Source organism: Paenibacillus ihbetae (assembly GCF_002741055.1).
Classification (GTDB): Bacteria; Bacillota; Bacilli; order Paenibacillales; family Paenibacillaceae; genus Paenibacillus_AQ; species Paenibacillus_AQ ihbetae.
In genome coordinates this window covers 4,640,931-4,665,293 of record NZ_CP016809.1, presented here as the reverse complement: position 1 = coordinate 4,665,293, position 24,363 = coordinate 4,640,931, and the positions used below count along the sequence as shown (strand labels likewise).

25 protein-coding genes are annotated in these 24,363 nt (G+C 53.0%); 14 read left to right on the top strand and 11 right to left on the bottom strand.

Annotated elements, in window-relative coordinates:
• Positions 1–34 precede the first annotated feature (34 nt).
• Positions 35–799 (bottom strand): SDR family oxidoreductase, encoded by a 765-nt coding sequence (locus BBD41_RS20950; protein ID WP_099480723.1) that lies wholly within the window; start codon positions 797–799, stop codon positions 35–37.
• 247 nt (positions 800–1,046) lie between these two features.
• Between BBD41_RS20950 and BBD41_RS20945 the strand changes: the two genes are divergently transcribed.
• Positions 1,047–1,883 carry a YitT family protein gene (locus tag BBD41_RS20945; protein ID WP_077567794.1) on the top strand — a complete coding sequence of 279 codons (837 nt, stop codon included), beginning with the start codon at positions 1,047–1,049 and terminating at the stop codon, positions 1,881–1,883.
• Between the two features lie 436 nt (positions 1,884–2,319).
• The gene (gene gdhA, locus BBD41_RS20940; protein ID WP_077567795.1) at positions 2,320–3,699 is read left to right on the top strand and encodes an NADP-specific glutamate dehydrogenase; all 1,380 of its coding nucleotides are present in this window, start codon (positions 2,320–2,322) and stop codon (positions 3,697–3,699) included.
• A gap of 148 nt (positions 3,700–3,847) precedes the next feature.
• Here the strand turns inward: gdhA and BBD41_RS20935 are convergent, their stop codons facing one another.
• A complete protein-coding gene (locus BBD41_RS20935) occupies positions 3,848–4,831 on the bottom strand; it encodes a diaminopimelate dehydrogenase (protein ID WP_077567796.1) in 984 nt (327 codons plus the stop codon).
• 373 nt (positions 4,832–5,204) lie between these two features.
• On the opposite strand from BBD41_RS20935, the gene BBD41_RS20930 reads away from it, so the two are divergent.
• Together BBD41_RS20930 and BBD41_RS20925 are read left to right on the top strand one after the other, a co-directional pair.
• Positions 5,205–5,936 (top strand): MORN repeat-containing protein, encoded by a 732-nt coding sequence (locus BBD41_RS20930; RefSeq protein WP_077567797.1) that lies wholly within the window; start codon positions 5,205–5,207, stop codon positions 5,934–5,936.
• Between the two features lie 109 nt (positions 5,937–6,045).
• On the top strand, positions 6,046–6,900 hold the full coding sequence (locus BBD41_RS20925) for an AraC family transcriptional regulator (RefSeq protein ID WP_167392986.1): 855 nt from the start codon (positions 6,046–6,048) through the stop codon (positions 6,898–6,900).
• A gap of 183 nt (positions 6,901–7,083) precedes the next feature.
• On the opposite strand, the gene BBD41_RS20920 is transcribed toward BBD41_RS20925, so the two are convergent.
• The gene (locus tag BBD41_RS20920; protein WP_099478617.1) at positions 7,084–7,575 is read right to left on the bottom strand and encodes a GyrI-like domain-containing protein; all 492 of its coding nucleotides are present in this window, start codon (positions 7,573–7,575) and stop codon (positions 7,084–7,086) included.
• 92 nt (positions 7,576–7,667) lie between these two features.
• Here BBD41_RS20920 and BBD41_RS20915 point away from each other — a divergent pair, with 92 nt between their 5' ends.
• Positions 7,668–8,366: an effector binding domain-containing protein gene (locus BBD41_RS20915; RefSeq protein ID WP_099478616.1), complete on the top strand. Its 699-nt coding sequence runs from the start codon at positions 7,668–7,670 to the stop codon at positions 8,364–8,366.
• A gap of 51 nt (positions 8,367–8,417) precedes the next feature.
• Here BBD41_RS20915 and fabV read toward each other — a convergent pair whose 3' ends face one another.
• Both fabV and BBD41_RS20905 read right to left on the bottom strand, forming a co-directional pair.
• Complete coding sequence (gene fabV, locus BBD41_RS20910; RefSeq protein WP_077567801.1) at positions 8,418–9,608, bottom strand: enoyl-ACP reductase FabV; 1,191 nt, start codon at positions 9,606–9,608, stop codon at positions 8,418–8,420.
• Between the two features lie 242 nt (positions 9,609–9,850).
• Complete coding sequence (locus BBD41_RS20905; protein ID WP_099478615.1) at positions 9,851–10,618, bottom strand: exodeoxyribonuclease III; 768 nt, start codon at positions 10,616–10,618, stop codon at positions 9,851–9,853.
• A 252-nt stretch (positions 10,619–10,870) separates the two neighbouring features.
• On the opposite strand from BBD41_RS20905, the gene BBD41_RS30045 reads away from it, so the two are divergent.
• Positions 10,871–11,014, top strand: a complete 144-nt coding sequence (locus BBD41_RS30045) for a hypothetical protein (RefSeq protein WP_167392985.1) — start codon at positions 10,871–10,873, stop codon at positions 11,012–11,014.
• A gap of 198 nt (positions 11,015–11,212) precedes the next feature.
• On the opposite strand, the gene BBD41_RS20900 is transcribed toward BBD41_RS30045, so the two are convergent.
• Both BBD41_RS20900 and BBD41_RS20895 read right to left on the bottom strand, forming a co-directional pair.
• Positions 11,213–11,587: a VOC family protein gene (locus BBD41_RS20900; protein ID WP_099478614.1), complete on the bottom strand. Its 375-nt coding sequence runs from the start codon at positions 11,585–11,587 to the stop codon at positions 11,213–11,215.
• Between the two features lie 101 nt (positions 11,588–11,688).
• On the bottom strand, positions 11,689–12,390 hold the full coding sequence (locus BBD41_RS20895; RefSeq protein ID WP_099478613.1) for an RNA polymerase sigma factor: 702 nt from the start codon (positions 12,388–12,390) through the stop codon (positions 11,689–11,691).
• A gap of 314 nt (positions 12,391–12,704) precedes the next feature.
• Here BBD41_RS20895 and BBD41_RS20890 point away from each other — a divergent pair, with 314 nt between their 5' ends.
• The 5 genes from BBD41_RS20890 to BBD41_RS30685 all read left to right on the top strand — a co-directional run bounded on the left by BBD41_RS20890 (position 12,705) and on the right by BBD41_RS30685 (position 17,034).
• On the top strand, positions 12,705–14,171 hold the full coding sequence (locus BBD41_RS20890) for a spore germination protein (RefSeq protein ID WP_099478612.1): 1,467 nt from the start codon (positions 12,705–12,707) through the stop codon (positions 14,169–14,171).
• Positions 14,168–15,337, top strand: coding sequence for a Ger(x)C family spore germination protein (locus tag BBD41_RS20885; protein ID WP_099478611.1), 1,170 nt, complete (start codon positions 14,168–14,170; stop codon positions 15,335–15,337). Before BBD41_RS20890 ends, BBD41_RS20885 begins: the two co-directional genes overlap by 4 nt.
• Positions 15,338–15,351: 14 nt before the next feature.
• The gene (locus tag BBD41_RS20880) at positions 15,352–15,546 is read left to right on the top strand and encodes a hypothetical protein (RefSeq protein ID WP_099478610.1); all 195 of its coding nucleotides are present in this window, start codon (positions 15,352–15,354) and stop codon (positions 15,544–15,546) included.
• A 21-nt stretch (positions 15,547–15,567) separates the two neighbouring features.
• Positions 15,568–16,665, top strand: a complete 1,098-nt coding sequence (locus BBD41_RS20875; protein ID WP_206098255.1) for a GerAB/ArcD/ProY family transporter — start codon at positions 15,568–15,570, stop codon at positions 16,663–16,665.
• A 285-nt stretch (positions 16,666–16,950) separates the two neighbouring features.
• The gene (locus tag BBD41_RS30685; protein ID WP_223260591.1) at positions 16,951–17,034 is read left to right on the top strand and encodes a putative holin-like toxin; all 84 of its coding nucleotides are present in this window, start codon (positions 16,951–16,953) and stop codon (positions 17,032–17,034) included.
• 174 nt (positions 17,035–17,208) lie between these two features.
• Here BBD41_RS30685 and BBD41_RS20870 read toward each other — a convergent pair whose 3' ends face one another.
• The gene (locus tag BBD41_RS20870) at positions 17,209–18,069 is read right to left on the bottom strand and encodes a DUF421 domain-containing protein (protein WP_099478609.1); all 861 of its coding nucleotides are present in this window, start codon (positions 18,067–18,069) and stop codon (positions 17,209–17,211) included.
• Positions 18,070–18,233: 164 nt separating this feature from the next.
• Here BBD41_RS20870 and BBD41_RS20865 point away from each other — a divergent pair, with 164 nt between their 5' ends.
• From BBD41_RS20865 to BBD41_RS20855, 3 genes are all read left to right on the top strand, one after another.
• Complete coding sequence (locus BBD41_RS20865) at positions 18,234–18,440, top strand: DUF1657 domain-containing protein (RefSeq protein WP_099478608.1); 207 nt, start codon at positions 18,234–18,236, stop codon at positions 18,438–18,440.
• Between the two features lie 176 nt (positions 18,441–18,616).
• Entirely contained in the window at positions 18,617–19,579 is a 963-nt protein-coding gene (locus tag BBD41_RS20860; protein WP_099478607.1) for a sugar kinase, read from the top strand.
• A gap of 87 nt (positions 19,580–19,666) precedes the next feature.
• Positions 19,667–20,329: a bifunctional 2-keto-4-hydroxyglutarate aldolase/2-keto-3-deoxy-6-phosphogluconate aldolase gene (locus tag BBD41_RS20855; protein ID WP_077567812.1), complete on the top strand. Its 663-nt coding sequence runs from the start codon at positions 19,667–19,669 to the stop codon at positions 20,327–20,329.
• A 140-nt stretch (positions 20,330–20,469) separates the two neighbouring features.
• Here BBD41_RS20855 and BBD41_RS20850 read toward each other — a convergent pair whose 3' ends face one another.
• The 3 genes from BBD41_RS20850 to BBD41_RS20840 form a co-directional block, all read right to left on the bottom strand.
• A complete protein-coding gene (locus tag BBD41_RS20850) occupies positions 20,470–21,075 on the bottom strand; it encodes a YitT family protein (RefSeq protein ID WP_077569075.1) in 606 nt (201 codons plus the stop codon).
• 126 nt (positions 21,076–21,201) lie between these two features.
• Complete coding sequence (locus tag BBD41_RS20845) at positions 21,202–22,056, bottom strand: MBL fold metallo-hydrolase (RefSeq protein ID WP_099478606.1); 855 nt, start codon at positions 22,054–22,056, stop codon at positions 21,202–21,204.
• A gap of 290 nt (positions 22,057–22,346) precedes the next feature.
• Positions 22,347–24,320 carry a PTS fructose transporter subunit IIABC gene (locus BBD41_RS20840; protein ID WP_099478605.1) on the bottom strand — a complete coding sequence of 658 codons (1,974 nt, stop codon included), beginning with the start codon at positions 24,318–24,320 and terminating at the stop codon, positions 22,347–22,349.
• Positions 24,321–24,363: the final 43 nt, after the last annotated feature.

Here is a 24,363-nt window from a genome sequence, read left to right as displayed (position 1 = left end):
ACCTGACGGCTCCTCCTGTCGGATCCGCCCTAGGTCACAGATGCGATCCGCCGCTTGCATCGATGCACTGGCCGGTAATCCAGCGGCTTTCGGAGGATGCCAGGAAGGCGGCCACATCGGCGATATCCGCCGGCTCTCCCCATCTCCCGAAAACGGAGAACTCCGCGCCGAATTGACGGGAGGCCGGATCTTGGAGCATTCCGGCATTCATGTCGGTTGCCACGAACCCCGGCTGGATGGCGTTGATCGTAATTCCGCGAGCAGCAAGCTGGTTGGCCAGCGACAGCGTTAGCGTGTTAATCGCTCCCTTGGTCATGCTGTAGGCCGGAACGGCCGGCAGCGATATTCTTGTCGTTGCCGACGACAGATTAATGATGCGCCCCCCGTCGTGCAGCCGCGGCAGCACCTGCTGGATCAGGAAAAAGGGCATTTTTACGTTCACCCGCATCACTTCGTCGAAATCCTTCTCGGAGGTCTCATCGATGCTTACGGCGAGGCCGATCCCCGCGTTGTTGACCAAAATATGCAGCCCCGTCTCTCCCGTCCGCTGCCGAATTTCTTCGTCCAGGGCGGCGTATAGCGATTCGACGCGCTGGACCGAATCCAGCACAGCTCCGATCGCGAATGCCTTTCCCCCGCTCCGCTCGATCTCGCGCACAGCCTCCTCGGCAGCCTCCCGGTTCTTGCCGTAATGTACGGCCGTCAATGCCCCTTCTTGAGCCAAGCGCATTGCGATCGCTTTTCCGATCCCCCTGCTGGCTCCCGTGACGAGTGCTGCTTTTCCATTCAACCTACTCATGTTATCATCCATTCCCTCTGATTTCACTTTCAGTTGTACCATAGGGGCCGTTTTGAAATGTTGCTCTCCTATTTCTGTCCGTTCAGGGAGGACACGGATCAAAAATGATTTACAAGTCATGTCATGTTCCTATATAATAAAAAGTATCAAAAGAGCTGCGCAACTTACGTTTGCATAAGGCGATTAAAGGATGATTTTTTCCTTTAATCGCTTTTTTTGTGAGTTTAGATTCAGTGGAGGTATTCGTATGAGAAAAAAGCTGTTCGATATGCTTATGCTGCTGGTAGGGGCGTTCCTGTTCGCTCTTGCCGTCAACCTGTTTATTATTCCGAACGATTTTGGGGAAGGCGGCGTTACGGGGATCTCCATTATTATGTACTACCTGCTGCAATGGTCTCCCGCCCTCGTCAGCATCGTCATTAACGGCATTTTGCTGATTATCGGCTACAAGCTGCTTGATAAAAAAACGACCGTCTACACCATCATCGCCGTAGGCTTCAACTCCCTGTTCCTGCACCTGACGGAGCATTGGGAAATTTCGTCAAGCGAGCCGGTCATTAATGCGATCTTCGCCGGGCTTCTTGCCGGGGTCGGCATCGGGCTCATCATCAGGGTAGGCGGAACGACGGCAGGCACGGCCATTCTGGCGCGGCTCGCCAACAAATATTGGGACTGGAACATCAGCTACGCCCTTCTGTTCTTCGATCTGATTGTAGCGGGTCTCTCCATCTTCGTCATCGGAATTGAGAAGGTCATGTTCACGGTCGTCATCCTCTATATCGGCACCAAAGCCATGGAGTTCATTATTGAAGGCCTGAACCCGAAAAAAGCCGTCACGATCATCTCCACCCACCACGACCGCATTGCGGTACGGGTGACGGAGATTATGGACCGGGGAGTAACGGTTCTGCGCGGATATGGCTATTATACCGGTCAGCCGAAGGATGTGCTGTACATCGTAATCAGCAAGCAGGAGGTATCGATGCTGAAGAAAATCGTTCGGGCCGAGGACAAAAACGCCTTTGTGACGATCCATGATGTTCGAGACGTATTCGGCGAAGGCTTCATAGATATATCCAAGTAGATAAATAATATATTCTACACCAAAAACATGTAAAGATCGAGAAAAATCTTGGGAGGGGGTTTTTTTCGATCTTTTTTTTCATGTTCGTTCTGATGCTGAAAGCATGCGGACGAAAGCCGGGAAAACAGCCTTGCAGATGCTTGAAAAATCTGATGTTTCAACTCCGCCCGAAACCGGAAAACCCCCGAGTTTTCAGCACTTTCGCTCCCTTAAACTCACATGAAATGTTACCTGCATAGAAATATTTAATAGGTCCATAAAAAACATTTTATTGGAAAATGACGCCGAAATTCTATAAAATTCTCATCAACCTAACATACAGTTGTGACAATGATTTATCGATTTAGTGCAAATTATTTGGACAATGGTCCTACCCTGTTGCTGCCGGACGTTCACGACAACCTACTTTAACGATTTGAAGGAGTGCATCATAAAAGTGACTACGAATATTTCTGTTTCTTCACCTCTTGCTGCTGCCCAAGCGTATGTTGAGTCCATTTATTCCCAAGTCGTATCCCGTGACCCGCATGAGACCGAGTTCCACCAAGCCGTTCGGGAATTCGTTGATTCCATCGTGCCGGTATTGGCAGAACACCCGAAATATCAAGAGCATGGAATCCTTGAGCGCCTTGTCGAGCCGGAGCGAATGATTACCTTCCGCGTCCCTTGGACGGACGATCAGGGCAACATCCAAGTGAACCGCGGCTTCCGCGTTCAATTCAACAGCGTCCTCGGTCCATACAAAGGCGGAATCCGGTTCCATCCTTCGGTTTATGCCGGCATCGTGAAATTTCTGGGCTTTGAGCAAATCTTCAAAAACTCCCTGACCGGCCTGCCGATCGGTGGAGGCAAGGGCGGTTCCGATTTCGATCCGAAAGGCAAATCGGACCAGGAAGTCATGCGCTTCACCCAAAGCTTTATGACTGAGCTGTACCGCCATATCGGGCCTGATGCCGACGTGCCTGCAGGCGATATCGGGGTAGGCGCACGCGAAATCGGCTACATGTTCGGTCAATACAAGCGGATTCGCGGTGGACATGAATCCGGCGTTCTGACCGGCAAAGGCGTCATCTACGGAGGCAGCCTGGTCCGGACCGAGGCGACTGGTTACGGCTGCGTTTATTTCACGCAGGAGATGCTTGCTTCCAAAGGGCTTGATTTCAAAGACAGCCGCGTAATCGTATCCGGCTCGGGTAATGTTTCCATCTATGCGATCGAGAAGGCCCAGCAGCTCGGGGCCCGCGTCGTAGCCTGCAGTGACTCGGACGGATATATTTATGATCCTGAGGGCATTCAGCTGGAAACCGTTAAGCTCCTCAAGGAGAGAGACCGCCTCCGGATCAGCGAATACGTTCGCATCCATCCGCATGCGGAATACCATCCTGGATGCTTCGGAATTTGGACGGTTCCTTGTGATATCGCACTGCCGTGCGCGACGCAAAATGAGCTGGATGCCGAATCGGCCAAGACGCTGATCAACAACGGCGTCAAAGCGGTTGCCGAAGGCGCCAACATGCCTTCAACGCTCGATGCGATCGAGCTGTTCCTGGAAGCAGGCGTCCTGTTTGGGCCGGCGAAGGCCGCCAATGCAGGAGGCGTGGCCGTTTCTGCGCTGGAAATGAGCCAGAACAGCATGCGTATGTCCTGGACCTTTGAGGAAGTCGATGCGAAGCTGCATCAAATCATGAAGAACATTTATAACAATGCCGTTGATGCGGCTGAGCAATACGGGGTACCCGGCAATTTGGTGGCCGGCGCGAACATTGCAGGCTTCCTGAAGGTAGCCGATTCCATGATCGCCCAGGGCATCGTATAAAGAGGGTATACGCGAGTAAATAAGGCCGTCCCGCCAGTAGGAATCTCTACGGCGGGACGGCCTTTTCATGTTTTTTTAACCATACATGTAAAAAAAAGAAGCCCCCCGCAAGAAGAATGATTTCACGGGAAGGCCATTTGGTTACGGCTTATAGAAGCTCGCGGCGGAGCTCTTCGGCCGATTTAGGGGATAAATATCCGAGCGGAATATCAAACACCGTTTTGGCGCCTTGCTGCCCTTCTCCGCTCAAGCGGAAGGCTGCTCTCGCATAAGCTACAAGCACGCTAGCGGTAAACTCCGGATTGCTGTCCAGCTTCAGACCGAACTCGATGATCTGTCTGCTGCCGTTGCCGGTAACGCCGCTGCGGATGACGAAGCCGCCATGAGGCATGCCCGAATGCTCGGCGTCCAGCTCCTCTTGCGTGATGAAGGTAACCGTCGTGTCGTAGTCCGCGAAATAGTTCGGCATCGAAACGATGGTCTGGCGGATTTGCTCCTGGTCAGCGCCTTCCTCTGCAACGACATAGCAGGCTCTGATATGCTTCTCACGGGTCGTCAGCTCAGGCGTCGAGCCGGAACGGATATCATCGATAACCTCTTGTACCGGAATGGTGTACTGAACGCCTGCCTTTACGCCCGGTACACGCCGGATCGCATCAGAGTGACCTTGGCTTACGCCCTTGCCCCAGAAGGTGTAATCATGGCCTTCCGGCAGAATCGACTGGGCAAGCAAGCGATTCATGGAGAACAGCCCCGGATCCCAGCCTGTCGAGATGACGCTGACATGGCCGCCAGCCTGTGCTGCCTCGTTCACCTGCTCGAAAAACTCAGGGATTTTGGCATGCGTGTCGAAGCTGTCTACCGTATTGAACAGACGAGCGATCTGTGGAGTCTGCTCAGGCAGATCCGTTGCGGATCCTCCGCACAGGATCATAACGTCAATTTTGCCGATATACTGTTCCGCTGCCGAGATATGCTCGAAGCGCACACCGGATACCTCTGGCATCTGCTGCGGGTCTCTGCGCGTAAAGATTGCGACCAGCTCCAAATCGGGGTTTTGTCCGATTGCCTTCTGGACGCCTTTGCCTAAGTTGCCATAACCTACGATTCCGACTTTGATATTAGAGTTCAAGCGTGATCCTCCCTTTGCCAATCCTATGATTCGTTGGCTTGATGTGATAGTCTACTGCTTTAAAGTATAAAGACATTACATAGGAATGTTAAACTTTTTTTGCTCGCAGGCCCATGGTGTTCACCTATAATGTTCACGATTTATTCACAAAAAAACCGCCTGTCCTGCTTAAACCAAAAAGAAACCTATGATTTTTAGTATAACGTCTTTGGCAGCACGCAATCAATTTTCGTGCCTGGCATCCTGAATTTAACCGCGCAGCCCTCGCTTTAACGGCGGACTTCCTCCCTGCCTTCATTCCCTAAAAAAGGAATATCGCCGGCTTTACGCGAATGTAATAAAGGATCATCCAAGAAAAGGAGAATTTTTTAACATGAAAAAAATGACGTCACTCACCCTGACGATGGCGCTCGCAGCTTCACTTACCGCCGCTTCGCTCGCTCCGGCTGCGGCTTCTGCCATTGCTGCAGCGGCCAAAGAGCGGATGCAAATCTCGGAGCGCACCTCTTACTACGGCGAAGTTTCAAACGGGCAGCCTAACGGCCGTGGAACGATAAAATGGGGAACGGAGAAGCAATATTCCGGCGATTTTGTGAATGGCAAGCGCTCCGGAAACGGGAAGTACATCAATCAATACGTCGAGGACGGCGAGATGCACAAAGTCGTTTACACGGGAAGCTGGTCCGGTGACCGGATAAACGGAGAAGGCGTCCTTACACATAAGGTGACCCAAGCCGACGGGACCGTAAGATGGCACCAGATTCAAAAGGGGATCTTTAAGGATGGCGTGTTTAAAAGCGGATATGATGTCATTCAAGCCGTAGCTGACCCTGACTTCAGCTTCACCTATACGAATGGCAAGGAAACGCTGGCGATCATGGGAACGAATAAGTTCCTGCATCAAGCCTGGAAGAAAGGCAACCTGTTCGACGTCAAGTACAAGAACGGCTCCGTCAACAAGAGCTACACCATCTTCCCGCTGGGCACGGAAACGGAGCAGCGGAAGAACGACGCCGACCGCAAATATTTGCAGAGCATCTATAAGAAGATCGCTCCGCACTTGGGACAGTTTGAGGCATTGTCCAAGCAGGTCCCGTTGAAATAAGCGTTCAACGATATCGATCGCATCGAGGCTTGCCGATATGGTGCAGCATCTGCTAGGCAGCCGGAGACGACACTCCGTTATATTGGATCATGAAAGGAAGATGGATCAGATGGATTGGGTCCGGCGCATGAATGATGCGATCGGTTATATGGAGGAGCATATCACCGAAGAGATCAATTTCGCGGAAGCCGCACGAATCGCCTGCTGCTCGGTGTATCATTTTCAGCGGATGTTCCCGTATATTGCGGAGGTTCCGCTATCGGAATACATCCGAAGGCGAAGACTTACGCTGGCGGCGTATGAGCTTCAGAGCAGCGACATCAAGATCGTTGATCTTGCGCTGAAATACGGCTACGACTCGCCGGAAGCATTTGCGCGGGCATTCCAGAACATGCATGGGACCACCCCCACCGCAGCCCGGCTTGCCGGAACGAAGCTGAAGGACTATCCCCGCATCTTCTTTCAAGTTTCCATGAAAGGAGCGGCAGAAATGAATTACAGGATTGAAGAAATACCGGCATTTTCGATTATCGGCTATTCCAAAGAGGTAAGCACCCAGAATGCGTATGAAGTCGTCCCGCGATTGTGGCAGGAAGCGGCAGAGGAGGATGTCTTCAACAAGCTGTGGCCATTCAAAAAGCATGATCATCCGATCCGCGGATTCCTCGGCGTCTGTGCCGACGGCGACTACGGACGGCAGGATACGTTCTGCTATATTTTATCGGTTGTGTCCGAGCAAACGCCGCCGGAGCCTCTTATTCAGCGTTCGTTTCCCGATTCCGCATGGGCGGTATTCGAAACGGGGGGCGACCCGGGCCAAATCGCGGAGATGTGGAAACGCCTGTATTCCGAATGGATTCCGTCCCAAGCATATGAGCTTGCCCCGCTGCCGGCCATCGAGTGCTATCTCCCGCCGGATGAGGACAAGAACGAGTTATGGGTCCCGATCATCCGCAAGCAGTAACCCGTAAATCGTGCAGCCCTTGCTGAAGGGAACGGCACCCTTAAATGTGCCCTCCGTTTGCTGAGCAACGCCTTAATCATGAGCGTATTACGAAAGGAGCAGCCCCCGCTTGGGACTGCTCCTTTCGTTTTTGCTGCTCCATGATGATCAGGACACCGGGAACAGGATGAACGGCGGAGGTGATTACGTCTCTACCGGGATCATGATGACAAATTCGGGATGATCGTCGTAGGGGTCCTGGCTCATCGGATATTTCTCGAAATGCGTTAAATGGTCCGGACTGTATTCCTTATATCCTTGTTCCTTAATCCAACTGTAAATATTCGTATACGATGCCTCGATGGCCTGCTCCTTGCTGTGCTGGCAAGCCGCATAGGTCAGGGTCGGAACCGACACGGTCACCATGCCGTCGGGAACCTTGCCCAACTTCTCCACTTCAACCACCGCATAATGGATAAAGCCTTCACCACCCGGAAACGCATGGTACGATAAACCGAGCATCGTGTCTTTATGTATGGCGTGCGGAATTTCCTCAAGCCGTTCCTTCAGCTGCCGATGAACGGCGCGAATCCCTCCTGCGGCCGCTTCGGCAAATGTTCCTTCCCATTTCAGGCCGACCGCCTGAAAAGCCTCCTTCGTCGTCAACGAAGCATCATTTCGTTGCTGAGCGCTCATCCTATATCCTCCTTTCATTTTTACAAATCCATTATATACTGAAACTATGACAGAAATTGTCACAGTACAAGATAAAAAGGAGCACAGATTCCATGCCGAAAACCGAACGCATGCTCAAGATCATGCAGCGCGTTTATGAGAAGCGGAGCTTCACCGTCGGCGAAATGGCTGATGAGTTCTCGGTCTCCTACCGCACCATGCTTCGCTATCTGCACGAGCTGTCCGAGCTGGGCGTCCCGCTGTACGCGACGGAGGGCAAGCACGGCGGCTATTCCGTCCTGACCTCCCGGCAGCGGCGGGAGCTGGCCGCGGCCGCACCTGACACGGAAGCTGTCAAACGGGTGGTGAAGCCCCGCATCCAGATTGTCGGCCTGGAGATGAAAACGCCCTTTACCGCCTTCTACATGACGCATACCCTCAAACCCAAGCTATGGCAGGAGCTCGTCAGCCGCCTGCATGAAATCCCGTACCGCCGGACCACGCCCCGGCCTTCCTATGTCGCCGCGGTTATGAATCGGCAGCAAATTTACCATTACGTTGCCGGTATCGAAGTGACCGCGCTGGGGAATGTTCCCGAAGGAATGGTAAGTCTGACGATACCGGCTCAGGAATACGCGATGTATGCGCATGAAGGCCGCTCGGACAGGGAGGATATCGACCAATCTTATGCTTATGTCCTGCAGCGGATGAAACAGCTCGGCATGAATCCGGATCCCGGATGCTATGCCTTGGAATGTCGGGACGACGCAGACGCTTCGGTCATCCAGATGTTTATCCCGATAAAAAAATAGCAGGCAAAGCTCTCCCTTCCGGGGAGCCTGCCTGCCTGTTCATGGACGAACCTAGATCGCTTTGGGATTTTCCACGATCGGATTCACGTCTGCATCGTAATCGACGCCGTCGGTTTCAAATCCGAACAACTGGAAAAACTCGCGGCGGTATCCCGCCAAATCCGTCAGGTCTTCAATGTTATCGCTGTCGACCTTGCTCCACAACTCAGCAACCTCCTGCTGGACGTCCTCGCGAAGCTCCCAGTCGTCAATGCGAATCCGGCCCTTCTCATCGACCGGAACATCCTTCCCTGCGTACAAGCGGTCGGCAAAGAGACGATAAATTTGCTCAATGCAGCCTTCATGCAGCCCCTTCTCCTTCATCACCTTGTACAAGGCGGAAACGTACAGCGGTACGATGGGAATCGCCGAGCTCGACTGCGTAACCAGCGCTTTGCTGACGGTGACGTAAGCTCGCCCTCCGCGAGCCGCGAGCGTCTCGTTCAGCTTGAGCGCGGTCTCCTCCAGATGATCCTTCGCTTGACCGATGGACCCGTCCCGGTAGATTGCTTTTGTAATCTCGGAGCCGATATAGGAGAAAGCAATCGTGGTGACATTGTCCGCCAGCACGCCGCCTTCCGACAGCGCCTGGATCCACAGCTCCCAGTCTTCGCCGCCCATGACCTCGACGGTATTTCGAACTTCCTCTTCGGTAGCCGGCTCAATCGTTACTTCGGTGACTTCCCCCGTATGGAAATTGACCGTTTTATTCGTGTAGGATTGGCCGATCGGCTTCAGGACGGAGCTGACCGTCTCTCCGGTCCGCGGCAGCGTCCGGCGTGCGGATGCCACGCTGTAAACAACGAGGTCAACCTCTCCAAGCTCCTTCTTGATCAGCTCGACCGTCTTCGCTTTGGTCTCCTCCGTGAACGCATCGCCGGTCACGCTGAAAGACTTCAGTCCCGCCGCCTCGGCAGCCTGCTCAAAAGCAGCCGAGTTATACCAGCCTGCTGAAGCGGTCCGCTTCTCGGTTCCCTGGCTTGGACGGTATACCCCCACCGTGTTTGCCCGCGCTCCGAACGCTGCGGCGATTCTCGCCGATAATCCGTATCCGGTGGATGCCCCGATGACGAGTACATTTCGGGGACCTTGTATGCCAGGCTGTTTCAGCACGTAGTCGATCTGCTCCTGAACCTGCGCAGCGCAGCCGACAGGGTGCGACGTCGTGCAAATAAATCCGCGTGTTCTCGGTTTAATAATCATAATTTCAGTTCCTCTCTTTGCTCTCAATATCGTCTCATATGATACGTATGTATCCCGATTGTCCCTTTCTATTGTAACTGTTTTTTTCAAAGAGGAAACCTATTGACGGCAAAAATAAAATACCCCCCTTCTAAAATTGATGGGGGATTTGCGCCCGCCATTCATTAAAAGAGAGGTACTTGGCTGATTATTACTACCATGCTATGCAGCCTGGCCGAATCTTATTATTCCTTCTTCCGGGCTTACGCCTTCAGTTCCTCGCTGACCGTCAGCCGAACCGGGCAATGATCGCTGCCCAGCACATGACAATCGATTTCGGCATCGACCAGCTTCTCGGACAATCGGGCCGAAACGAGGAAATAATCAATACGCCAGCCGATGTTCCGTTCCCTGACCTTGGCCATGTACGACCACCAGCTGTATACATCCGTCCGGTCGGGATAGAAGAATCGGAACGAATCGATAAAGCCTGCTGCGAGGAGATCGGTCATCTTCCCGCGTTCCTCCAATGTAAAGCCTGAATTGCCGTGGTTGGACTTGGCGTTCTTCAGATCGATCTCCTGATGGGCGACGTTCAGATCGCCGCAAATGATGACCGGCTTGACTGCATCCAGCTGCTGCAAGTAACGACGGAACCGTTCCTCCCACTCCAGCCGGTACGCAAGCCGGCTCAGGTCGCGCTTGGCGTTCGGCGTATAGACGTTCACCAGGTAGAAATGCTGAAACTCCAACGTGATGATTCTGCCTTCCGGCTCCTCGTCTTCCTCGATCCCGTACCGGACGGACAGCGGCTCCAACCGGGTGAAAACAGCCGTTCCCGAGTATCCCTTCTTCTGGGCGTAGTTCCAGTACTGGCGATAGTCGGAGCCTAATCCAAGCTCGATCTGCCCCTCTTGAAGCTTCGTTTCCTGCACGCAAAATATATCTGCATCCGCCTGCTTGAAATAATCAAGAAAGCCTTTATTCACACAGGCACGCAGCCCGTTCACATTCCATGACACCAGCTTCATATTGGGAACCTCCATGATATCCGTATCTTTTCGTTTGCTGAATCTATGAATCTACTAAATTCTATAATGGTATCATGTCTCGGCAGAAACGGACAAGGGAGCTCCACGCTTTCATGCAAACTTCATGAAACGAAAAAAGCAGCTCCCTGTGCATAATCCCGTCCCCAAACAGGAACAACATAAACGTTTGCGACCGTTTCGAATTCGAGGCGTCCGCAATCGATGGATATCCCGCATAAGGAGGAGTACAGCATGACAGGCAGAAACAACAAGCCTAAGAACGACGGTACGTCCAGCAGTCCTGAACGATTGGATCAATACGGCGACAAGCTTGGAGCCGAGAATGAGGATGAGTTTACTTCAGCGGCCGAGGAGCATTGCCGGGATCAGGAATAGCGATGGATATCGCAACCATCCTTCCATATCATTCAACAGCACAAACACCCGTCCTTGCTAAGGCGCTTGGATCCCTGTCTCACAAACGGGGATCCGTCCCATGCAATGCAGCGGGTGTTTGGTTGCTGTCACGGTATTCTGCTTTTTAACCAAGATCGAAGCTTTTCTGCCTGTACATGCACCGCCGTTCCGGTTTCGCTACGCTGTTACGCCGTACCGGTTGCCGTCGGGGTCCGTCAGGGAGAAGCCTTTGAACCCGTCAAAATCCTCTATATCGCCCACTTCCGCTCCCTTGGCCTCCAACTGCCGATGCATTCCTTCAACATCCGTAGTGTGGATATTGAAATATTGTCCCACACCGTAATTATTTTTAGGAAAAACCGGCTGCTTCACCTCATCGGAACGTACCAGACAGAAGCTCACCTTCTCATCGTTCATTCTCATGACAATCGCTTCGGGTTCATCCCGATGAATGATCTCAAGGCCCAGCATCTCGGTATACCACGCCGTAGAACGCTTCAAATCACTCACCGGTACAAAGATACCCACGCCGTACAATGGGGGTTTGGCCAATCTCCATTCTCCTCTCCTAATTATTGAGTTTGATTGGGTTCCAATACCTAAATAACGATTTTTCACGTTAGAACCAAACACCCCCCCAATAAAAAATAGGCTTACTCCGCAATCATCCACACATTCCCGTCGGGATCCTCCATATAAAATGCAAGCGAACCGCGAACCCGTCTCAATGAGCTGATTCGGATCCGCAGCTTCGTCAATTGAAGGTAGGAAGCACAGATCGCTTTCGGATCCCTTCTCCGGAAAGCGTCCACTAGCGCGTCCAAATCCAGCCCATCGGCTGCCCCCGCATGGGCTCCCGTGTCCGACTTGGCTTCAATGCCTGCTTGCTGCAGCTGATGCAGCTTCTTGAGCCTAGTTCGTGCCCGGCCGAGCGATACCTGGACCGTTCCTTCCGACATGGAGAGGAAATCAGCCGTTTCCCTGGCCGTGAAATCCAGTACGTCCATCAGCAGCAAAATGACCATCGCGCGTGGAGATAACCGGTCCGCTAATGTCTCCAGCAGCTCCCTGGTCGATAATCCGCCATCCTCGCCGGGCCTGTCCCTCAGCTCCTCCTCGGTAACGCTCTTGACGGCTTTCTCTTTCTTTAATCGATCTTTCCAAGCATTGCTAGCTATTCGATATAAATAGGCATTGGTTATTGGCCGATCAGGCTTCGCTTCAACCGCCCGCATCACTTTGATCATCGTTTCCTGCAGAAGATCTTCCGCTTCCCATCGTTCTCCGGCTACATGCAGACAATATTGCTGCAGCTTAGCCTGAAGAGAGGGTAAATCCAGCGCATGTTTTGACATCACATTCCACCTCGCTAACTAAGTTCTCCGGATGCCGGTATTTTCCTGCACGCCATTCAGAAGCAATCAAATTTAATGAAAAGTGCGGTGACCTCCCCTCGCATCGCCATTCGCTGATTCGATGAATACCGGGATCCACCAATCCTGCATGTTTCAGTTCGCCAGCTATGGAAGTTCAGGTATAAATTGCTAAGAGTACGGCATCCTAAGAACAAATCTTTCCATGATCCGCGGATACCGCCCTGAAACCGGCGACAATGTCCGATCATTCACTCATTCTTTACTCTTACTAATCTGAAAGGGAGGGAGCATATATGAGATCCAGTGCTAATGTGCAGAGCGCGCTGCTTGAAAATGTGAAAAAACGGCTTTCCGACTGCGGGGATGTAAGCTATCAGTCCTTGAGGCTTCACGGGTCGGACTGCACGTTAATATTTATAGGGCCCATCATTGACTTTAGCTCCCTGCACGGGCATATCGTCACCCCTCTGCTTAAGGAATCGGCCAAGGTTGAGCATCACTTCGATGATTTTATCGATCGGCTGGACCGCGGGGATCTGCTCTCCATTCCATTTGAACGCTCCGATTCAGCGGAGCATATTGCCAACGTGATCGTCGAGGGAAGAGCGGTTCTTCTTATCGAGGAGATCGCGGAAGCTTACCTGTTCGATATTGTGTTGTACCAAAAAAGAGCCGTATCCGAATCCCAGAACGAGCTGGTCGTGAACGGCCCACAGGAAGCCTTTATCGAGGATATCAGCACCAATCTATCGCTGCTGCGCCACAAAATCAGGCACCCCGATCTGAAGACGATCCGATTCCAAATTGGAAGGTATACCAAAAAAGCAGTGTATATGGTTTATATCGAAGGATTGGCCAAGCCGGAGGTTGTACAGAAGGTCAATCAGCATCTTGATGCGATCGATATTGACGGAACCTTCGGGATCAGCACCTTATCCGAGCAGATGAAGGAAGGCGTACAGTCTCCTTTTCCCCAGTTCCAATATACGGAGCGTCCCGACTCGGTAGCGGCATCGCTTCTCGAAGGCCGGGTGGGCATTATGCAGGACGGGACGCCCTCGGCGCTCATCGTGCCGGTAACCTTGATGTCGCTGCTGCAATCGTCCGAGGATTACTACCACAGCTTCTTCTCCTCAAGCTGGATTCGGCTCGTGCGGTTCACGTTCGGACTCATGTCCCTGCTGATGCCCTCCCTGTATGTGGCCATCACGACGTTCCAACCCTCCATCATTCCGACCGATCTGTTGATTACGATCTCGGCTTCAAGGGAGAATATCCCCTTCACAGCATTGGCGGAAGCGCTCATCATGGAGCTGACCTTTGAAGCGCTTAGGGAGGCGGGCACCCGCATTCCGAAGCCTGTCGGCCAGACCATCTCCATTATCGGAGCAATCGTCATCGGACAAGCGGCGGTCGAGGCCGGCATCGTCTCCAACCCGATGGTCATCGTCGTATCGATTACGGGCATCGCTTCTTACATCATTCCTCATTTCGAGCTCGGGCTGGCTTTCCGCCTTCTGCGTTTCCCGATCCTGATTCTGGGAGGTACGCTCGGGCTCATCGGCGTATTCGCAGCTGCATTTCTGGTGTACGGCCATATGGCTTCCCTGAAATCGTTCGGGACGCCCTATTTGCAGCCCATTGCTCCCCTGGTCCTGTCGGATTGGAAGGACGCGTTTTTCAGGGCTCCTTCCAGCATGATGAAGAAGCGTCCGAAAACCTATGCTGCTGGAAACAACTCAAGGAGACAAAAGCCATGAGAGCGTTAGTCCGACTTCTCCTAGTCATAACGCCGCTCTTCACGCTTGCCGGCTGCGGGTTCATGATGACCAAAGTCGAAATCAACGAACAGACCTTCGTGTTCGCAATGTACATCGACAAAGGGAAGCAGCCCAATACCGTCGAGGTTACGATCAGCGCCCCGCTGCCTAACCGGCTGACTTCAGGTTCCCAGGCAGGGGGACAAGGGAGCGGAGATCCCTACGCGATGGTTACCAAATCCTCCGTTACCGTCCAGGATGCACTGAGTCTTATTCAGCGGGATCTGACTCGCCGTTTCGACTTCAGCCATACCCGATCCGTCGTGGTTGGTCATCGTTATGCAGGGGCTGGCTTGCATGATCTGATGGACTGGTTTCAGCGGGAGCCGACGACGGATCTCGATACCTACCTGTTCGTAGCACCGGGAGAAGCGAAGCAAGTAGCCTCCCTGACCCCCGTCTTCGAGCAAATGCCATCCGAAGTTTTGGCCCGAATAGGGGACCGGGATAATGTCATCGGCACGACTTTTCTGGATTGCCTCATCGGGGCATCGGCCAACCAGGGCTATGCGCTGACCTATTTGAGCGCTGGCATGAAACCTATGATCGCCGATCAGGGCAAGCTGGAGCCGTGGGTCGGCGTTCAAGGAACCGCGCTATTTCAAGATCATAGACTCCGTGCCACCCTTCCGCTAGAGCCTTCGCTGACGATTAGCTGGGCTGAAAATCAGCTGAAGGGTTCTGTTTACACGGTGAACTGGGATAAATCCGGGAAAGCGAGCGTGTTTCTAATCCAAAACCGGGCGAAGAAGTCGGTGAGGCTGGTGGACGGCCGCCCTGTGTTTACGATTAAGCTAAACGGGATCGGCGATGTCATATTCAAGCGGAACGGCATTCTGACGGATTCGCTATCCGCCAAATATGCCATCGAACGGGAATTGAACGAGGTTATCAAGGAGCAGCTGGCAACGGCCATGCGCACGTCTCAAAGGGTCCGCGCCGACATCCTGCAGCTCGGTATGCTCCTTGACTGGAACTATCCTGATTATTGGGAGAAGGTTCGAAGGAACTGGTCCAAGACTTACGCCGAGGAGGCCGTAATCGAGATCGTAACGGACGTGAAAGTCCGCAATTTCGGTTCCGTGCTCAAATCCAAGCCTGAATAAGGAGGCAACAGGGGATGTTGTTCTTTGTGTTTTTAGCGTATTCCCTACTGGAATGGTTCGTTGCTAGGAAAAAGCCGGGGCGCGAGAAATGGACGGTGCTCGCGCTGATTGTCGTCATGTCGATATGGAGTGCGTTCGCGATATGGATGGACGGGTGGCCGACCCCGAACCAGCTGATTCGCTTTGCGTTCGGCTGGTTTGACCAATAACCTTGAAAGGAGCCTTCTTCGATGGTGAATAAAACCCCATGGCAATTGTTCCGATTCGCCTTCGTATACCTGAACGCGATCCCGACAGGATTTTTAGTTACCCCCCTGCTGTGGGGCTCGGCGTACTTGGGATGGATGGCCATTCTGATTGGTTGGAGCGCCAACCTGATCCTTCTATGGTTTACGGTTAAGGTTGGGCGCTGGGATTCGGACCGGTCCTGGATCGACTTCGGCCAGGACCTGCTGGGAAAATGGCTCCACTATCCGATCATCCTGCTGATTCTCTTCTGGTCCGTCAATTATATCGGACTCGATATCGAGGGCTTTACCCTTTTCTTCGACACGAATTACATGCGGGAGACGCCGCAATGGTTCATCATCTTGATCGTCGGCCTCGTCGTCACCCTTACCGCGCGTTGGGGGATGGAAACGCTGATCTATATCTCCGACGGGCTGTTCATTGTCATTGTGCTGACGATTTTGCTCATGAACATGTTTTTTTTCCAAGATGCGGACTTCAATATGGTATCCGCCATGTACAGGCATCACAACTACGGGGACGTCTTTAAGGATTCGCTGACCACCCTCGCCTATTTCGCGGAGTGGGTCGTGTTTCTGTTCCTCGCCCCCTACCTTCAAATCGATCGGAAGGCATTCCGAAACCTTGCGGCCGCAAGCGCAATGGTTGCACTTGGCGTATTGCTCCAGTGGGCCTCCTCCCTGCTAAGCTTCGGACCGTATCTCGGCCGGGAGCTGCAGTACCCGCTTGTGGAATTGCTGCGCGCGGGAAGAGGTTTCCTCGGCAATTCCGATCCGTTCATGATCGGACTGTGGAGCAGTTCAATGTTCCTGCACTGCGCATTCCTGATCCATGTCAGTGTACGTTGCCTTGCCAAGCTGCTTGCGCTAAAGCAAATGGATGCCACGCTGATTGCGGTGATCGGCGGAACAGGCTCTATCCTGGCGTTCCAATATTCCAAAAACCCGGTCCTGTTCCAGCAGGATTTTAGTTCTCCATCGATGATTGCGTTTTTCCTTCTCGTCGAATGCGTTCCGATTCTGTATTGGATCGCCTCCCTTTTTCGCAAAGGAAAGCGACCGCGGCGAAAGGCAGCATGATCTCACGACCGCCGGCGTTATTTGCACCCGGATAAACAAAATAGATAGGCAGGGTGGGAGGCGGATGCGGCCTCCCTTCCGTTAGTAAACGGCAAGGCCTATGAATCTCGGCGGATGCATGCTACCATCTATCGTCTAATCAACCGCTGTATCGCAAAATTTTAACAAAAATTAGAATTTTTCATGAAAGCGCTTCCCGAAAATAGTTCTTTTATTGTAAGCAATTGGCATATTATATAGTACAGTAGAACCAGCAAACAAGGGTGGCAGCGGGAGGTGATAGGCATGGGCGTGAATGAGGCATTGGCTCTAATGATTTCGTTCGCCACGCTGGTCGTTTCGATCCTTGCTTTCCATAATAAGAAATAGACCCATCCCTCGGGAAGATGAATCTATTTCTTGTGTCTGGGCAGGAGCAAGCATTCAGCCGCCCTGTAAGCGGTGTCTGCTGTACCCCCGGAGTCGGCGGCATCCGGCTCCGTTTTGTGATACACAAAAATATCCTATTCCGTTTTCGGCGGCATTATGACAGGAGAACCTTTATCAAGTATTCAGTATCGGTTTAACCTCTTGCAGAATACGGGCCATCTCTTTGGCACTTTCCTCGTACATCTTCTTTGCTGCCTTGTCCTTGGTGCTTAAGCTGAACAGCTCCAGATCGGCCTGGCATTTTTTCAGATTCGCGAACAGCAGGGCTCTCTCCTGATTCTGGGGCTGCTGCATTTGATCGTCATACAAATCAATGGTCAATCCGCCAAAGGTGTCCACCTGTGCAAAGTACACATCTTTGAGCTTGACCCCCTGCTTGTCCAGCTCATCCCTAAGCCAGCTTTGGCTGTACCCCATCACGCGCAGCGGTTCATCCAGGATCTTACCGTCCATGATGACCGCTTGCGGCATTTTCTCCGGCGCGATCTTAACGCCCAAGTCCTTCGGTGTGACCGGAAGCGTATCCCGCTTCTGCAGCACGGTGATATCCCCGCTGGGTTCCATGATGGCAAATTCGACGTCGGCAATCTGGAAGATGTCCTTTTTCCGCAGCTGCTGCATCAGATCATCGGATGTGAGACGTTCCTTTTTCATGTTTTCTTCCAGAACTTTGCCGTCCTTGATGAGCACTGTCGCTTTAAATTCAACAAAATCCCTAATCTTCTTGCTCTTCATTTGGGAGTATTCAATCAGCAGGGAGCAGAGCACCCACACTCCCAGCGCAATCAGTCCAAGGTACCAATTGGCTTCCAGATCGAGCGAGATGTAGGCAGCGAGGCTGCCGATCGTAATTCCCGTTAAGTATTCGAAAAAGGACAGCTGCGTTACCTGCCGTTTGCCAAGCGCTTTGGTCATCAGAAACAGAACGATTACAGCACACACCGTCCGTAGCATTATTTCGAGCCATTGCGGCACAAGAATGTCCTCCAATCCTGAGATAGGTTGTCGCGATATCCCTCTTTATAGATTATGGTCAAAAGTAAGTTATGAAATCACGCCACTATTTTCCTGGCCATCTTAAGCGCATGTTCCTGGCCGAAATGTGTACATTAGTTCAATGAAAGGAGTGATAACGCCCCATGACCGTAGCATCCGATGTCAAAACCTGCCTTTCCTCCTTGAAAAGCGCGCAGGCCAGCCTTGAGCGGTTTGCTCTGTCCACACAGGATGAGAACGCAAAGAACATGTTCACCCAAGCGGCTCAGCAAACCCAGCAAATCGTAGACCAAGTCGCTCAGCGCGTGCAGCAGCTTGAACAGGAGGAGCCTCAATACAAAGGCTTCTAAATCTTAAGCATCATCTAATACATCCAAATAAGAGTCGGCACGGCCGAAGCTCACCCCCGGATCTCTTCTCGGTCAGGGGGTTGTTTATTGATGTTCGGAACTTTGATATTGAGTTATCCCCCGTAGCAAGGTAAAGTGTTAAAATAATGGTATTGTTTATAAAGGGGGCAGCATATATGACGAGTGATAGACCAACGCTGGATGTCATCACATTCGGCGAGTCGATGGGATTATTTTATCCGGAAGGGCCCCGGGGCATCGGCCAAGGAGGAAGCATGGCCCAGTCCTTCGGCGGTGCGGAGAGCAATCTTGCAATCGGTCTTGCGCGGCTTGGATGCACGGCAGGCTGGTTCGGCAGACTCGGGCGGGATCCGGTCGGCAGCGGGATTTTGAAAACGCTTCGGGGAGAGGGCGTCGACGTTTCAAGGGCTACCCAGATCGATGAAGCGCCGACAGGCATTATGCTGAGGCAGACCGTTCGCGGACAATCCTCCGTTTACTACTATCGCAAGGACTCTGCGGCAAGCAGAATGACCCCTGCGCATGTGGATTCCGAATACATAGCACAAGCCAAGATCGTTCACTTCACCGGCATTACCGCTGCGCTTAGCGGCAGCTGCCTGGACACGATCCGGCATGTGGTCTCCCTGTGCAAGGAGCATGGCGTCCGGATCAGCTTTGATCCGAACCTGCGACTCAAGCTGTGGAGCATAGAAGAGGCTCGTCCCGTCTTGCTGGAGCTTGCGGCTTCCTGCGATTATTTCCTTCCCGGATATGATGAATGCAAGCTGTTGTTTGAGACCGAGGACGAAGAGGTCATCATCGAGCAGCTGCGGAAGCTGCCGGGGATGAGCATTATCAAAAGCTTCAACGGAAGCAATGTAATCGTTCACAAAGAGCATAAATATTCCCTTCCGTTTGAGAAGGTGGACCAGGTAGTTGATACGGTGGGTGCCGGAGACGGGTTCTGTGCCGGCTTCCTTGCCGGAATTTCAAAGGGCTGGTCGCCGGAGGAAGCGCTCTCGTTAGGCGGCCTGACCGGATCGATGGTTATCCAGGCTCCCGGCGACTGGGAAGCTCTTCCGACCTGGGACGAAGTGCTGCAGCGCCGCGGACAAGCCGCGCATGTCGAGCGATAAGCAGGCTTAAGCCGTTTCATGTCTTTTCAGTCAGTCTCTTTACTCTAGGCCATGATCCATCCAATTATCAATGATAGGAGTGTTACTATGAAGAAACTCAGACTGATCCAACAAATTCATGATGCCGGCGTCGTGGCTGTGCTTCGCGGGGAATCGCCGGAGGAAGTCGTCGAGGTCGCCAAACGCGCCATTGAAGGCGGCATCAAGGTTATCGAAGTAACGATGACCGTTCCGTTCGCCACCGAAGCGATCACCAAGCTGGCAAAAATGTATTCCTCAGAGGATCCGCAAGCCGATAATTATGCCATTATCGGCGCCGGCACCGTGCTCGACTCGGAAACCGCAAGACTGACAATTCTGGCCGGAGCGGAGTTTGTCGTATCCCCTGGCTTTGACCGGGACACCATCATGCTCTGCAACCGTTACCGCGTTCCGGTTATGCCGGGGGCCGTCACCGTACATGACATTGTGGCCTCTTTGGAGCTCGGCGTGGATGTCATCAAGCTGTTCCCGGGCAATCTGTACTCGCCATCCGTGATCCCATCCCTTAAGGGCCCGCTCCCGCAGGCGAACATTATGCCTACCGGCGGGGTGAACCTCGATAACCTCCATGAATGGATCAAGGCCGGTGCATTTGCAGTCGGAATCGGTTCGGATTTAACCAAGGATGCGTTGAAGAGCGGCAACCTTGATCTGATTTCAGAGAAGGCCCGTGCATACATCGATGCATTCAAGAAGACTAAGGCCTGATTTGCACGTATACAAAAGGACTGCCGCACATCCGCTGCGGCAGTCCTTTTTGGTTGTGTCCCTTGTCTTTCCCGCCGGCGTCGGTTTGTATTCAATAAAACGCCGGTGATTCTCCCGCAGTGCTTGTTAAAGCATGCCGATCATATCCTTCTCGTTCTTCGATGACCATGCTTTAGCGTACAGAGCCCTGTAGCCACGCCTCCAGACAAGATCGTGAAGATGGAGTTAACAAACGTGCTGCCTGAGAGGAGAGCGCCTCCGATGCCGATGATCACCGCATCCATCAGCAGGATGATGATCCCGACGTTCAGAGGCACATATTTGGACAGAAAATGCGCCAGCAGGTCCGTCCCTCCCGTACTTGCGTCATTTCTTAGCATCAGGCCAAGGCCTGTCCCGATCAAAGCGCCGCCAATCATTGCGCTGGGAATGGCGCCAGGGGCAAACAAGCGCAATACGTCCGCTTGGTACGGGGACAGCAAATCGATGACGAATGACGAGATCAGCATGCCGGATAAGCTGTTGTAAAATATTTCACGATTAAGGACCCAAGCCGCAATGAAAATGGGGACACTGCACAAGATGATGACAAAGCCGATATGTAGGTCAAACACATAATTTGCAATGAGAGCAATACCGATCACGCCGCCATCCAGCACTTTTTGCGGGACAAGAAAGAAATTGGTCCCCATCGCGATCAGGAAGCTTCCGATCACGATGATGACATGTTTTCGAAATGACAGCATATCCAACAGCTCCATTTATAAGGCATGTCTCATTTATATGCTTGTCAAATCGAAAAATTGCGGCCTTATCGGCATAGATTTCAAAAAAATTCCACATAATAAGTGTAAAACCATCTGTACGAAGAGCTACGCCTTGACATAAATCAATTGTTCGGTTCGGGCCATTACTTTGGTCCTCATATAGGGATGGTTCTCATAACAGTAATCGATAAAATGCCCCGGTCTTTCCCCGTTCCATGGAAATACGTCGTAGTGCAGGGGGATCGTCAGCCCGAAGCCCGCTGCAGCAGCAAGCTCGGCCGCCTCGCGGAAGCCCATATTGCCTACGATCCCATCCTGCCTGCGGAAGGCGTCTCCCCCGTTGATCGGCACCATGCCGATGTCAATGACGTGATTCCGCAGCCGCTCAACAAGACCCGGGTATACGACGGTATCACCTGCGTGATATATCAGAACACCCGAGATATCAATTAAATAACCGACATACCGGTGTCCCAGTACCTCATCCTCTTCAAGCACTTCGTGTGCCGCAGGCACCGCCATCAAGCGGAAGCTCTCAAACGCCTGCCACTGGTCGCACGCGGCAGCCATCAGGCGGTCTTCGGCAACTCCGGCCTCCCGCATCGCCTTATGACAGATTGCAGGCGCGACAAAACGGGTATCCGGGCTATTTTTGGCGATCACCGAGATCGTGCCCAGATCCATATGGTCATCATGCTCATGCGTGATGAGCACCACATTGGCATTCGTAACGTGCTTCGGCTCAAGCGGGGCCGGAAAGGCTCGCTGGAAGCCGTCCTTTTGCTCCAGCTCGCCGGACAGATAGGGATCGATATAGATGACAGTCTCCCCGCCTTTAATCACAACGCTCTCCTGTCCCAAAAACCAAACGGCAGCCATCCCGTGCGGAGCGGATGTTCGATTGATCTCCTCGATCAGCTGCTCCGGTGTTCTTCCATTCCCATTAATACGTACGTTCATTTGTCTCCTCTCCCTTCGGTTGATGTTGCAATAACGGTAAGCCCAGATCCTTTCAGGTATTCATCTGCTCACCAGGCCTCTGTACATACTGTACCCTAAATCAGCATCGTCCGGGAGCTTTTCAACGAAGGAAATATATTAATCAGGGAAACAAAAAAAAAGAGCCGGAAAAGGGCAAAGCGCCTCTTATTCCAACTCCCATTCAAGTACTTAGAAATATTCTTGCTGTAAAGCCAGCAATATGCAAGTGATAGTGATTATGCTAGTGAGATCGGACTAAATCCCCTGCTCTATTTGCTTTCAACCGGGCGCTTCCACAGCCCTAGCAGTACGCCGGACAGCGCCGCGCCGATGAGCACGGCCAGCAGGAACAGCAGGGCGTGGTTGGCCAAAGCCGCCACGAAAATCCCTCCGTGCGGAGCCGGAACGTTAATGCCCCACAGCTGTGTCAATCCGCCGGCAACCGCCGAACCGAGAATGCACGATGTCAGTACGCGCAGCGGGTCGGCCGCGGCGAACGGGATCGCGCCTTCCGTGATAAAGGAAAGACCCATGACATAGTTCGTAACGCCGGACTTGCGCTCCTGTTCCGTAAATTTTCGCTTGAAGAACGTCGTAGCCAGGGCGATTGCCAGAGGAGGTACCATGCCGCCGGCCATAACGGCCGCCATCATCGCGCCGTTCGTATTGCCGCTCGACGTAAATACGCCGATGGCGAATGCATAAGCCGCTTTATTGAAAGGGCCGCCCATGTCAATCGACATCATTCCGCCGAGGATCAGGCCGAGAATGACGGCATTGCCCGTGCCAAGATTGTTCAGAATATCGGTCAGGCCGAGATTGATCCAGCTGAAGAACGGATCGAACAAATAGAACATAATGGTGCCGGTGATCAGCAAGCCGACGACCGGATACAGCAAGATCGGCTTCAGGCCGTCGAGAGCCTTCGGCAAGCCGGCAAACCATTTGCGAAGCAGAATGACGACATATCCGGCCAGGAAGCCGGCAGCCAAACCGCCGAGGAACCCGGAATTCGAATTCAGCGCCATCAGGCCGCCGACCATGCCGGGCATTAACGCCGGACGATCTCCGATGCTTAAGGCAATGAATCCGGCAAGGACCGGAATCAGGAAGTGGAAAGCGCCTTCGCCTCCGCCAATCGTCTGCAGCAGCTGAAAGAGCGGATGATTCTCCCCGGCAAGCTGCTCGATCAGGAAGGATACCGCCAGCAGTATGCCTCCGCCCACAACGAATGGCAACATATGCGAAATTCCGTTCATCAGATCCTTGTAAATTTTGCTGCCGATGCCGCTGTGTCCGCCCTGCTGTTCTCCGGATGTCCCTCCACCTTCGCTGCGGTAGATCGGCGCATCGCCGCTCGCTGCCTTGCGAATCAGCTCCTCCGATTTGCGGATGCCGTCGCTGACTGGGCGCTGCAGCACCGGTTTGCCGTTAAAGCGGGCCATCTCGACCTGCTTATCGGCGGCAATGATGACGCCGGCAGCGCGCCGGATTTCCTCCTCGGTCAAAACGTTCTGCGCCCCTTCCGAGCCGTTCGTTTCCACCCGAATCTCGACGCCCATTTCCTGGGCCTTCTTCTTGAGCGCGTCCTCCGCCATAAACGTATGCGCGATCCCGGTCGGACAAGCCGTTACGGCAACGACGAAAGCGCCTTGCCCGCCGGAGGTTGTTCCGTCCGGTACAGGTGCGGCTTCGATAGCGCTGTCAGACTCCGGGCGCTTGTCTGATTGCTTCTCTGTTTCTTTCCTTTGCTTGGCAGCTTCCTTCTCAGCCTTTGCCGCTTCTTCTTCCGCCTGCTTGGCATCAAATAGCGCCGTTACTTCCTCAGGCGTCTTCGTCTCCATCAACCGGCTGATGAAATCGGCATCAATCAGCAGCCTGGAAAGTGCAGCAAGCGTCCGCAAATGGGTATTTCCCGCGCCCTCGGGCGCTGCAATCATGAAGAACACATAAGCCGGCTCGCCGTCCAATGCCTCAAAATCCACACCCTTGCTGCTCTTGGCGAATACGACGGTCGGTTCGTTCACCGCCCGGGTCTTCGCATGGGGCATCGCAATGCCTCCGCCGATCCCCGTGCTCGATTCCGCTTCCCGCTTCAGAATCGCTTCCTTGAACAGGACCGGATCATTGATTCGTCCGCTTGCGGCCAGGCTGGCAATCAGCTCGTCAATCGCCGCCTCCTTCGTTACCGCTTGCAGATCCATAATCATGGTCTGCTGAATCATCAATTCCGTTATTCTCATTATGGATAACACTCCCTTAATTTCTGCCTTAGATGTCTGCCGT